The organism is Porphyromonas macacae DSM 20710 = JCM 13914, assembly GCF_000379945.1.
GTDB lineage: Bacteria > Bacteroidota > Bacteroidia > Bacteroidales > Porphyromonadaceae > Porphyromonas > Porphyromonas macacae.
This window is the reverse complement of the sequence record NZ_KB904124.1, coordinates 434,096-446,212: the sequence shown is the minus strand read 5'-3', so window position 1 is coordinate 446,212 and position 12,117 is coordinate 434,096. Positions and strand designations below refer to the sequence as shown.

The window sequence follows — 12,117 nt, the reverse complement described above, 5'->3', positions numbered from 1 at the left end:
ATTGCACTTTTTGGTTAAATTTGTGCAAGAGGATGTTTATGTTTAATCTTTAATAAGCTTTAAGTCTTGTCGAAAACGAAGGAATTGATGTTGGATGTGGCGAGGCAGCTCTTCGCCCGGTTCGGTGTAGCTAAAACAACGATGAATGACATCGCAGACGCTGCACATAAAGGCCGCCGTACGATCTACACCTATTTCAAAAGTAAAGATGAAATTTTTGAGGCTGTTATCGAGCGCGAACTGAATAAGCTCTATTGTGAACTGGAGGAAGTCTATCATGGAGGGTTGAGACCTGACAGAAAACTATTGGCTTTTACTTACAGGCATCTGAATGCCATGAGAGAACTGGTCATGCGCAACGGGTCGCTGCGAGCAGACTTTTTCAAGGATATATGGACGGTAGAAGAAGTCAGAAAGAGTTTTGACCGCCGCGAGCAGCAATTGATTCGGAATATCCTCGACGATGGGATAAATCAGGGGCTTTTCAATCTGCCCGACAGCAATATGATGTCAAGACTCATACAAAACTCTATGAAAGGACTCGAAGTTCCATTTATCAGCGGACACCTGAGAACCCCCGGTTCAAAGGAGTTCGAACGTCTTTTTTCGAATGCAAAATTCTTGATTTTCCAGGGTATCTGTACACCCGAAGGGCGCAGACTGCGTGAAGAAGATCACGATGCAGACATAGCAAAGATTTGAATGTTGGATGTTTAATATCTATCAAATAGATTTATGAAACTGTTAGAAAACAAAGTAGCGCTGATTACAGGCGCAGGACGGGGCATCGGACAGGCCATTGCCCGGAAATATGCACAGGAAGGTGCAGATGTAGCTATAACCGATCTGAAAATAGATGAGACGGTAGAGGCTTTTATCGAAGAATTGAAAGCCATGGGCGTGCGTGCAAAGGCTTATGCCTCTAATGCGGCGGAATTCGATGCCGCTCACGAGGTGGTAAATCAGATTGTGGCCGACTTCGGGCATCTGGATATTTTGGTTAACAATGCCGGTATCACGCGCGACTCGCTGATGATGCGTATGACCGAACAGCAATGGGATGCAGTGATCAATGTGAATCTGAAAAGCGCTTTCAATCTTATCCATGCAGCAACACCGGTTATGATGAAACAGCGCCAAGGCAGCATCATCAACATGGCTTCGGTGGTGGGTGTATCCGGTAATGCGGGACAGGCGAACTATTCGGCAAGCAAAGCCGGCATGATCGGTTTAGCCAAAAGCATCGCCAAGGAAATGGGTTCACGCGGAGTACGTGCCAATGCTATCGCTCCGGGCTTTATCATTACCGAAATGACCAATGTGCTTAGTGAGGATGTTAAAAAACAATGGGCACAGCAAATTCCGCTGAGAAGAGGCGGTACGCCGGAAGATGTAGCAAACGTAGCAGTATTTCTGGGTAGCGATCTTTCTTCTTATGTTACCGGGCAGGTTATCTCTGTTTGTGGGGGGATGAATTGTTAATTTATGTAAATTCATTATCTTTACACCCGGATTTATTAAATAAATGTTCTATCCCGTTAAAAAGAAAGAAATGATGAAGAAATTTTTTTATACAATCATTGTATTGGTTGGTTTAGCAGTTTCGGCGAATGCTCAGTCTGTATTCAGAAAAGGAGAAAGTATGCTGAACTTAGGTTTGGGGTTAAACTCATTAAATAACTATACAATGGTTATTCCTCCTCTGTCTGCATCTTATGAGTTAGGATTGGCAGACAACATTTTCAGCAATGGAAACGGAAGCCTTGGGCTAGGTGCTTATATCGGTTATGCCAGCTATAAGTATAAGCCTTATAAGGTTAACAGCCTTAAAGAAAATCACTTTGTTATAGGTCCCCGTTTGGCTCTGCACTATGGTTTCTTGGGTAAATTGGATACTTATCTGGGACTTATGTTAGGCTATCGCAGCGTCTCTCTTTCCGGAGACTTCGGTGATATAGACTCTACAAGCTCAGGCCTGGCATGGAATCTGAATATCGGTGCCCGTTACTTCTTCACTCCGAAAGTGGGAGCCTTTATGGAACTGGGATACGGTATTTCCAATGTCAATTTGGGTGTTACCTTCAGAATGTAATCGAACCTTTCCCTATAAACAACAAAAAACCGGAAGATTGATTTCTTCCGGTTTTTTATTGTTTTATAATCAATGAGTCAGAGCATTCCACAAATTATCGTCCGGTGCCGGTGCCGTTACATCGATATCTTTATCTGAAACGGGATGAATGAAGCTGATATTGCGCGAGAGCAGGCCTATGCTACCATCCGGATTGCTGCGCGGCGCACCGTACTTAAGGTCGCCTTTTATCACACAACCGATGGCAGCAAGCTGGCACCTTATCTGATGATGACGCCCCGTATGCAACCGCACTTCCAGCAAATGATATTTATCTGTAGAGGAAAGCAATTTGTAGCTTAACCGTGCTTCTTTACTCGACGGCTGGGGCGTACTATAAGCATAGCTTTTGTTTTGTTTTTCGTTGCGAACGAGATGGTGCGTAATCGTATCTTCGTTTTTTGGTGGCTTCCTGCAAACAACTGCCCAATAAGTTTTCTTCACATCGCCTTTCCTGAAAAGTTCGCTCATCCGGCTTAGGCCCTTACTTGTTTTGGCAAAAACAACGACACCGCCCACCGGCCTGTCCAAACGATGCACCACACCCAGAAAAACATTACCGGGCTTGGAATACTTTTCCTTGAGCCAGTTTTTCAGTAATTCAACGAGCGGTTCATCGCCCGTTTTATCTCCCTGAACGATTTCACCCGGTTTCTTGGCTATAATCAGCAGATGATTGTCTTCATACAGAACCGTGGGAGTAAAACGATCGGTGTGAGTTACTTGCGAAGTTTGCAACGTTTTACTGTTTTTTTGAGTTTTCCTTAAGTTTATTTATTTCGGCCTGCAGTTGCTCAATGGTATTATTTTGATTTTGTATTGTCAACAACAAGGCATTCAACTCTTCATTCTCCACTGAACTGGGGAACTGACTTTCCACACGAAGTAAAAAGTCGCTGAGCACATTCATATAGTTATTGAAAGCATCGTAAGAAGACTGGTAAGGACTGTAGGGGTTATTTTTCTTCGATGTACTCATATAATACAAATGATCGGAGCTCTGGAGATACAACCACTCCTGCAGGAGACGACGATCCTGAGACATCCGTATCCGTTCGCCCCACTTGACATACTTCTCTATCACGCCCTGCTGCAGAATATTGCCGTTCCAGTAGTTCGTACTCTTTTCCTCACCGGACCAACTGATGGGATAAACCACAGACAGCTGGTCTACCGGTTTCTGCTTCTTCACAACCTCAGATGGGGTGGCAAAAGAAACGTCGTAATTGTATGCCATATCCGGTAGAGCCCTAAAAAAATCAAAGATTCCGGAATGTGCAGGATGATCTATGCCTAAAACGGCATAATTCAGAAAGATATTGACTACATCCTCGCCTATGGGAAGCCATTTGATACGCTCCAAAAACTTATCGGCCGTCACGGGATAATCCGGAGAATCGTAACGGGTAAAATTTGCGCCGATCATATCCGACAATCCCGCATTGCGCAACAAGAGTTTGACTTTGCCGGTCGAAGCCGCCTTGTACAGATAGTTCGGACTTTTCCAACCCAGAATATGTCTGGCACCCTCGGTTACAATCGTTTGTACCCCTTCAGCGGCAACCACCCTGGCTATATCGTCCGAGTATATAAGTTCGGGATTATGGAAAACCTTTGTATCCACACCGAAAACGGCCTTGATTTTAGCCCGATGCATCTTCAACTGATTTCTGAACTCCACCTCATCATAGAGCGCCGAAATCGAGTGAGCGTAAGTCGTTGCCAGAAATTCCACACGCCCCGTTTCTGCAAGCTCACGGAAACTTTCGATCAGCTCCGGCTTATGATACTCCATCTGCTCGATGGCAAGCCCCGAAATAGAGAAAGTAACCTTAAAGTCGGGGTGCTTGTGCAAAAGCTCCAGCATCATCTTATTTGCCGGCAGATAACTCTGTTCGGCTACCCGCAAGAATATATCTTCATTCTGAAAATCATCGTAATAATAATGGTCGTTACCGATATCGAAAAAACGATACCGTTTGAGTCTGAATGGCTGATGCAGCTCAAAGTATAGACAGATCTGTTTCATTACCTAACCAATTTATCATATATGTTTCTAACCTTAAGCCCTGCGGCTTCCCAGGTCAAGTTATTGACTTCCTTAAGTCCCTCTTCCTTTAAGAAGGTATGGAGTTCGGGGTAAGTGATAAGCGCATACATAGCGTCCGCCATGGCATCCACATCCCAATAATCCACTTTTATGGCATATTCGAGGATTTCGGCACAACCCGATTGATGCGAGATGATACTGGGCACACCGCACTGCATGGCTTCCAAAGGAGATATGCCGAAAGGTTCGGAAACCGATGGCATCACATATACGTCGCTGGACTTAAAGACTTCGTAAACCTGCTGTCCTTTCATAAAACCGGTAAAGTGGAACCGGTCTGAAATCTCGTGCCGGGCAGCCAGCCTGATCATCTCATCCATCATATCGCCGTTACCCGCCATAACAAATCGCACATTATCGGTATTTTTCAGCACTTTGGCCGCAGCTTCGACAAAAAACTCCGGTCCTTTCTGCATGGTAATACGTCCCAGAAAAGTGATGACCTTTTCTTTCACCCCTCGCATATCCGGCAGAGAAAGAATGGCTGGCGACAAAGGAGTCACGGCATTATGCACAGTAGTCACTTTTTCAGGCGGTTGCCCGTATTTTTCTATAACTGTTTTCCGTGTCAGATTGCTTACGGTAATAATGTGATCCGCATGGTTCATACCGTCCTTTTCTATGGCAAAAACCTGCGGATTTACATTGCCCCTGCTCCGGTCGAAGTCCGTAGCGTGCACATGTACCACCAAAGGTTTTCCCGTAACGCTCTTGGTGTGTATTCCTGCCGGATAGGTCAGCCAGTCGTGAGAATGTATGATATCGAAGTCGAGCGAGCGAGCGATAACCCCCGCCATAATCGAATAATTGTTGATCTCTTCCAGCAGGTTGTCCGGATATCTTCCCGAAAACTGGATTGCCCCCAATTCATTCGTTCCGATATAATTGAAATCGGCATAAATATGATCTCTCAGCCGGTAGTAAAGCTCCGGAGACATTTTATTGCCCAGCTGTTCATGCACATAATCATAATCATGATCTCTCCACACCACAGGAGTTTCGGAGGCCCCGATCAGCGTCAGGAAACTTTTATCTTCATCGCCCCACGGTTTCGGAATAACGAATGTAATATCCATGTCGGATTGCTGCGCCATGCCTTTCGTCAATCCGAAACTGGCGGTTCCCAACCCTCCCAGAATATGCGGAGGAAATTCCCATCCAAACATCAATGCTTTCATACGTATTGTATAATGGGGTTAATTTCGTCTTCTTCGTTCTTCTTCGCCTCGTCCAGCAAGTGCAAGGCACGTATGATTTCCCCCACACTCATGGCAAAGGAAATAGCTCCCCGGCTTTTGTACGGCGGATTGCCGTCGAACAGCTCGCTGATGGTGCCGATACCGTGCAAATGAACCTCTTCTTCCATTCCGATAAGGATACGTTCGATAAAAGAAATACCTGCCCGTCCGTTTACTTTCAGATAAGATTCGCAGTAGGCACCGAGCAGCCAGGGCCACGCAGAGCCGTTATAATAGGAGAGTTCCCGTTCGTATTGAGATGGCCCGCAGATCCCCTTGAAACCTTCGCTTTTAGGACTTAGCGAACGCAAACCTTTCGGGATAAGAAGCTCACGGGTAACAAATTCGAGTACCTTACGCTGCTGTGGACGCGTAAGGGGCGAATACGGCAACGATACGGCAAAAATCATGTTCGGCCTTACGCTCCAATCCTGCAGAGCTTCTTCACGAACATAGTCGAAGAGATAGTCATACCGGTTATGAAAAACTTTTACAAAACTTTCTTTCGCTTTTTCGGCCAGCGGTCGGTATGTCTCTTCTTCTTCGGGATAGAGCTCGCTAAGAAAACACAAGGCGTTATACCACAAGGCATTCAACTCTACGATGTATCCCTCACGCGCCACCACGGCCTTGCCATCGAGTTTTGCATCCATCCACGTCAGGGGGCGTCCGTCGCTCTCGACATAAAGCAAGCCGTTGGGTACGATACGTGCCAGAGGATGTATATTCTTTCGATAGTACTCCACAATATCTTTCACAGCCTTACCGTATTTCCGTCTGGCCGTTTCCAGATCTCCCCATTGGGCATATTGCTGAATAACCCACACATACCAGACTCCGATATCAGGGTCACCGATATTGCGAATCTCAGGCGTTATCTCTTCCTGATCGATGAATTTGTACATCAACGGCGTAAACGTGTTCATGATCCGCTCGAAACGCTCCGGTGCATCGGATAGCAGCGTGCATCCCGGTAGCGAAACCAGCATATCCCGCGTGCGGGCTGCAAACCATGGATAGCCGGCCAGCAGATAGCCGTCCGTAGGTGTCGGCCTGTAGTAAAACTGCTGCGATGCATTCATCAGACAATGTTTGAAGTCCTTTTTGGGGATACGCTCCGCTACTTCGCGATTAAAAAGACCCTCCAATTCCTCAGGATTTATTTCTTCCAATCCGGCGGTAAAGTAAACCGGTCGGTTCTTCTTGATAGTACACGTAAAGTATCCGGGCACATACAAGTCTTCCAGATATTCGTACCCGCGTTCACGCTCTTTGAGATAAGCAATGTTTTCATTCCAGTGCGGCTCCGAAACAAAATCGATGTCCTCCGCCGTAAACTGCATGAATAGATCCGGATAGGCGTTGTACAGTCTCGTGCGTATACCCCCTTTAACCTGATCGTAAGCTTCGTTGATATCCGTATTTTTATGCGTCAGCATCTTCACATCTCTAAAAGCAAGAAAAGGACTGAACTTGAGTTGCGTTTTACTGTGCGCCTCAAGCAGGGTATATTTCAAAATGATTCGATGCTGGAAATGACAGAAGAGATGCTCCCGACGCATCACCACTCCCCCCACCCGGTAAGTGGTCGATGAAGTCACATCGACATTGTACTCTCGAATATACTTGTTGCCCTTGGGGCTGAACACATCTCCCTTATATTCGTGTACGGCAATATTAAAAGGAGCGTCATGCTGAATGATGGTTAAATCCAGAGACGATAGAAGTACATGATTGTTATGGCTCAACTCCGGAATAGGCACCACCAGCAATCCGTGATATTTTCGAGTATTGCACCCTACGATGCTGGAGCAGCTGTAAGCGCCCATTCTGTTTGTGCGCAACTGTTCGTACTGGAGCGATTCATCGAGGTTAGACATGAGCCGTCTGTCAAACTTTAAGTAACTCATGGGCATTTAATTAAAGGCTGTGAGACTTCTTTTTGCTAAGATATCGTTTTTTTATTGGATTTTTACTGCTCGAAAAGCCTTCAAAGAAAGAAAACAAGCTTGTTTTCACAATTTATTCGAGGAAATGCCACTTATCAGGGATTAAAGATATGCAGAAGTTGCAGAAAACACTTGTTTTCCAGAGAACCGGTACTGTAAGAACAGATATAAATCTCCGAAAGATATCAAGGCTCCAGCTTGAGAAATCAATCAGTCCATTGAACGAAGAAATTATTTCATTTACGCAATCTGCCCATCAAGCTCGCTATACCCTTGGCGGAGGGATGCGTTTGTGCCTATGTATCATGCGTTTTGCTTCATTTAATGTAACTTTGCCGAAAATATATAAAAGAATGCAAGATATTAGAAACATTGCCATTATAGCCCACGTGGACCATGGCAAGACAACGCTGGTGGATAAGATGATGCTCGCCGGCAAACTGTTCAGGGACGACAAAGCGGCAGAAGTAGACACTTTTTTGGACAATAACGATCTGGAACGCGAGCGTGGTATTACAATCGTTTCGAAAAACGTAAGCATACAATATAAAGGAACTAAAATCAACATCATAGACACTCCGGGGCACGCCGACTTCGGCGGCGAGGTGGAACGCGTATTGAATATGGCGGACGGCTGCCTGCTGCTGGTGGATGCTTTCGAGGGGCCTATGCCACAGACACGTTTCGTGCTGCACAAAGCCATCGAAATGGGGTTGAAACCGATAGTCGTAATCAACAAAGTAGATAAACCCAACTGTCGCCCTGCCGAGGTACAGGAGTTGGTGTTCGACCTGATGTTCAGTCTGGATGCCACGGAAGAGCAACTCGATTTCCCCACGATATACGGATCGGCAAAAAACGGTTGGATGAGCACGGACTATCAAAAACCGGCCGAAGACATTACGGCTCTTTTGGATGCCATCGTTGCCCATATCCCTGCACCGCAACAAATACAAGGACCGGCACAGATGCTGATTACTTCTCTGGACTACTCTTCTTATGTAGGCCGTATAGCCGTAGGGCGCATACATCGCGGCACACTCAGAGAGGGGCAGGATATCATGCTGTGCAAACGTGACGGCACGAAGCAAAAGATGAAAATCAAGGAGTTAAATACGTTCGAAGGGTTGGGGCGTTCCAAAGTTTCCGAAGTCGGTTCCGGAGATATTTGCGCTCTGATCGGCATAGAAGGATTCGAAATCGGCGAAACAGTTGCCGATGCTTCCGCCCCCGAAGCTTTGAATGCCATTGCCGTAGACGAACCGACCATGAGTATGCTGTTTACCATCAATAACTCTCCGTTTTTCGGCAAGGAAGGTAAGTTCGTAACCTCACGACATATACACGATCGTCTCATCAAGGAGCTGGACAAGAATCTGGCTTTGCGTGTAGAGCCGACGGGATCTGCCGACTCGTGGCTGGTTTATGGCCGGGGCGTACTGCATCTTTCCGTGCTTATCGAAACCATGCGTCGCGAGGGATACGAATTGCAGGTGGGACAACCGCAGGTTATTATCAGAGAAATCGATGGCGTCAAATGCGAACCGGTAGAGGAGTTGACCATCAATCTGCCCGAAGAATACGCCAGCCGCATTATCGATATCGTAACCAAACGCAAAGGTGAGATGACGATGATGGACAGCAAAAACGACCGTGTTTTTCTGGAATTCAAAATACCCTCAAGAGGGATCATCGGTCTGAACAATACCGTTCTTACCGCCTCGGCCGGTGAAGCAGTCATTGCACACCGTTTTATGGACTTCGAGCCCTGGAAAGGCGAAATAGACCGTCGTAATAACGGCTCGATCATTGCATTGGAAAGCGGAACAGCCTATGCCTATGCCCTGAACAATTTGCAAAGCCGCGGGCGCTTTTTTATTTCTCCTCAGGAAGAAGTGTACGGCGGTCAGGTCGTGGGCGAGCATACCAAAGAAGGAGATCTTTGCGTAAATGTGTGCAAAAGTAAAAAACTGACCAACATGCGCGCTTCGGGCAGCGACGACAAGGTAAGCCTTGCGCCGCCCGTGATTTTCAGTCTGGAAGATGCGCTGGAATACATCAAATCCGATGAATACGTAGAAGTTACGCCGAAAAGTATGCGTATGCGCAAGATCACTCTTGATGAAACGGAGCGTAAGCGTCAGGGGCGCCAATCCTGATTTGTTTAGAGGAATTTGCCGGTATTCGGAATTAATATTATATCTTTGTGCCACTATTTCAGAAAGATGATACTTTTCTGTCGTAGTCTTCGGGGTGTAGCGCAGTCCGGTTAGCGCACCTGCTTTGGGAGCAGGGGGTCCCAGGTTCGAATCCTGGTACCCCGACACTTGGGAAACAGGCAGTCGGCTTTTGTCGGCTGCCTGATTTGTTGTTATGCAAGAACAAACAAGACAAAAGTATTATCTTAGAAGCCATTCCATTGTGATATGCCCGAATATATTTAATCCGGGTTCAGGCTGAAAAAGTATGAATAAGATGCAGAAAGAAAAAGAAAACGAGAGTAAAACGGACGCATACTATACCCGTCGTATAAAGGCCGGGCAACGCTTCTATTATATAGACGCAAAAAAAGACAGCAAAGGCAACGATTATCTGGTATTGACCGAAAGCAAAAGCTCGGATCCGAACGGAAAGATAGAGCGTCATCGTATTTTCGTATATCGAGAAGATCTCCAAAAGTTTATGGAAGCACTGGCCGACGTAGCCGGTCGCATCGCCGCAGGTGCAGACGAGGCGGATACCGGGCCGGTGGCGGATGCCGGGGAATCCGATTTATCCGAAACACTGAAGCAGGGACTGGCTGAAACATCGAGCCTTTTGACGGAAGAAGACGAATCTCTGACAATACAATGGCCCGAAGATATCTGAATGCTTCCCGCAAATTCCTGCACATCGTAGCAGCTCTGTTCTGGCTTGTGCCCGGCATAAAAATCTTTTATGTGGGCATCAGCCGTTGGGCTCCGCTTCCGTCCTCATTTATCATTCCCGTCGCATGGGCGCTGGTTGCCCTGATTGCATTCACTTTTTTTATCTTCCCTCCGGTGGTTGAGGAAAACCTCCGATATACTCGAACGAAACCGGGGGATCGGCTGCCGGTTTATTATTGTTTCAAACCGTCCACGTGGTTGATCATTATCGTTATGATCAATTTCGGCATCTGGCTCAGAAGCCGCCCCTACATACCGGACAGCTTCATCGCCGGCTTTTACTCCGGATTGGGAATAGCCCTCATTCTGACCTCCCTCCGTTACATCAAGCCGATAAAACAAATCATCAATGATCGATATCAACATATTTGAAAATAAAAAAGCCGCTTACTTCACTCTCGGCTGCAAACTCAACTTTGCCGAAACGTCCTCGATCGGCAAAGCACTCCAAGAACAGGGTGTACGCAGAGTGGAACCGGGAGAAAAAGCGGATGTCTGCATTATCAACACCTGCTCCGTAACCGAACTGGCGGATAAAAAGTGCCGTAACATGATTCGCCGCGCCCGGCGGGAACACCCCGGTGCGTTAATCGTGGTTACAGGGTGCTATGCACAGCTTAGCCCGGAAGAGATTGCCGCCATAGAAGGTGTAGACCTGATAATCGGCACCGAGCAGAAGCTGGATCTGATCAATCTGCTCCGGCAACATGCCGAGCGAATCTCATCCCAAAACAACAGTCAGGGATTGGGTATCAGCCACATCATCCATACACCCACCAAAGATATCCGTACTTTCAGCCCCAGCGTTTCGGCAGATGACCGTACACGTCATTTCCTGAAAGTACAGGACGGCTGCGACTACTATTGCACCTATTGCACCATACCCAAGGCACGCGGGCGGAGCCGCAACGGCTCGATTGCATCTCTGGTGCAGCAGGCACGCTCCGTTGCAGAAAACGGAGGGCGTGAAATCGTGCTTACGGGTGTCAATATCGGAGATTTCGGGAGAACGACGGGAGAAACGTTTCTCGACTTGATTAAAGCCTTAGACCGGGTCGAAGGCATCGAGCGTTATCGCATCAGTTCGATAGAGCCTAACCTGCTATCGGACGAAGTGATAGACTTCTGTGCTTCCTCCCGACATTTCATGCCGCATTTCCACATCCCGTTGCAGAGCGGAAGCGATGAGGTGCTCAAGCTGATGAAAAGACGTTATGATACTGCACTCTTTCGCAATCGCATCGAGCATATCAAACAGGTTATGCCGGACAGTTTTATCGGGGTAGACGTCATTGTAGGCACACGTGGCGAACGCCCCGAATACTTTGAAGCCTGTTACCGGTTTTTGGAATCCATCCCTTTTACGCAATTGCACGTTTTCAGCTATTCGGAACGCCCGGGTACCAAGGCTCTGGAGATACCCTATGCCGTCGGATCGCAGGATAAGCATAAGCGAAGTCAGGCTTTGCTCAAACTCTCCGATAAAAAGTTAAGAGCGTTTTACAGGGAACACATCGGGCAGCCCCTCCGTGTGCTATGGGAGCAAGCCGAGCACGACGGTATGATGCTGGGCTTTTCCGACCAGTACATCCGCGTGGCCAAGCCATACAGCGAAGAGAGTGTGGGACAGCTGGAAGAAGTCGTACCCAAGCGGTTCGACCCGGCGATGCTCAGCCTGACATTCTGAAAGAGGTCGATCATGGATAAATCGATATATTTGTTCCGGCAAACGATACTGCGAGTCCGGCACACTGTGCTCCTT

The 12,117-nt window shown here is 47.2% G+C and carries 11 protein-coding genes and 1 tRNA gene; 8 read left to right on the top strand and 4 right to left on the bottom strand.

Annotation, left to right across the window (positions count from 1 at the left end):
* Nucleotides 1-87: 87 nt before the first annotated feature.
* The 3 genes from A3GI_RS0102115 (at nt 88) to A3GI_RS11105 (ending at nt 2,092) form a co-directional block, all read left to right on the top strand.
* A complete protein-coding gene (locus A3GI_RS0102115) occupies nt 88-702 on the top strand; it encodes a TetR/AcrR family transcriptional regulator (RefSeq protein WP_018359831.1) in 615 nt (204 codons plus the stop codon).
* A 33-nt stretch (nt 703-735) separates the two neighbouring features.
* Entirely contained in the window at nt 736-1,482 is a 747-nt protein-coding gene (gene fabG, locus A3GI_RS0102110; protein ID WP_018359830.1) for a 3-oxoacyl-[acyl-carrier-protein] reductase, read from the top strand.
* Nucleotides 1,483-1,552: 70 nt separating this feature from the next.
* Nucleotides 1,553-2,092: an outer membrane beta-barrel protein gene (locus A3GI_RS11105; RefSeq protein ID WP_162151341.1), complete on the top strand. Its 540-nt coding sequence runs from the start codon at nt 1,553-1,555 to the stop codon at nt 2,090-2,092.
* A gap of 69 nt (nt 2,093-2,161) precedes the next feature.
* On the opposite strand, the gene A3GI_RS0102100 is transcribed toward A3GI_RS11105, so the two are convergent.
* From A3GI_RS0102100 to A3GI_RS0102085, 4 genes are read right to left on the bottom strand one after another with little or no spacing between them, the layout of a single operon-like run.
* Nucleotides 2,162-2,869, bottom strand: a complete 708-nt coding sequence (locus A3GI_RS0102100) for an RluA family pseudouridine synthase (protein WP_018359828.1) — start codon at nt 2,867-2,869, stop codon at nt 2,162-2,164.
* A gap of 4 nt (nt 2,870-2,873) precedes the next feature.
* Complete coding sequence (locus tag A3GI_RS0102095) at nt 2,874-4,160, bottom strand: glycoside hydrolase family 57 protein (protein WP_018359827.1); 1,287 nt, start codon at nt 4,158-4,160, stop codon at nt 2,874-2,876.
* Nucleotides 4,160-5,419, bottom strand: a complete 1,260-nt coding sequence (locus A3GI_RS0102090) for a glycosyltransferase (RefSeq protein ID WP_018359826.1) — start codon at nt 5,417-5,419, stop codon at nt 4,160-4,162. The genes A3GI_RS0102095 and A3GI_RS0102090 overlap by 1 nt, the downstream gene beginning before the upstream one ends.
* The gene (locus A3GI_RS0102085) at nt 5,416-7,389 is read right to left on the bottom strand and encodes a glycogen debranching enzyme N-terminal domain-containing protein (protein ID WP_026215873.1); all 1,974 of its coding nucleotides are present in this window, start codon (nt 7,387-7,389) and stop codon (nt 5,416-5,418) included. The genes A3GI_RS0102090 and A3GI_RS0102085 overlap by 4 nt, the downstream gene beginning before the upstream one ends.
* Nucleotides 7,390-7,781: 392 nt before the next feature.
* Between A3GI_RS0102085 and typA the strand changes: the two genes are divergently transcribed.
* The 5 genes from typA (at nt 7,782) to mtaB (ending at nt 12,042) form a co-directional block, all read left to right on the top strand.
* Nucleotides 7,782-9,587 (top strand): translational GTPase TypA, encoded by a 1,806-nt coding sequence (typA, locus tag A3GI_RS0102080; protein WP_026215872.1) that lies wholly within the window; start codon nt 7,782-7,784, stop codon nt 9,585-9,587.
* A gap of 90 nt (nt 9,588-9,677) precedes the next feature.
* Nucleotides 9,678-9,752 (top strand) — tRNA-Pro (locus A3GI_RS0102075).
* 142 nt (nt 9,753-9,894) lie between these two features.
* Complete coding sequence (locus A3GI_RS10280) at nt 9,895-10,296, top strand: DUF3276 family protein (RefSeq protein WP_018359823.1); 402 nt, start codon at nt 9,895-9,897, stop codon at nt 10,294-10,296.
* Nucleotides 10,278-10,727: a hypothetical protein gene (locus A3GI_RS11100; protein ID WP_018359822.1), complete on the top strand. Its 450-nt coding sequence runs from the start codon at nt 10,278-10,280 to the stop codon at nt 10,725-10,727. Before A3GI_RS10280 ends, A3GI_RS11100 begins: the two co-directional genes overlap by 19 nt.
* Nucleotides 10,705-12,042 carry a tRNA (N(6)-L-threonylcarbamoyladenosine(37)-C(2))-methylthiotransferase MtaB gene (gene mtaB / locus A3GI_RS0102060; RefSeq protein ID WP_018359821.1) on the top strand — a complete coding sequence of 446 codons (1,338 nt, stop codon included), beginning with the start codon at nt 10,705-10,707 and terminating at the stop codon, nt 12,040-12,042. The genes A3GI_RS11100 and mtaB overlap by 23 nt, the downstream gene beginning before the upstream one ends.
* Nucleotides 12,043-12,117 lie beyond the last annotated feature (75 nt).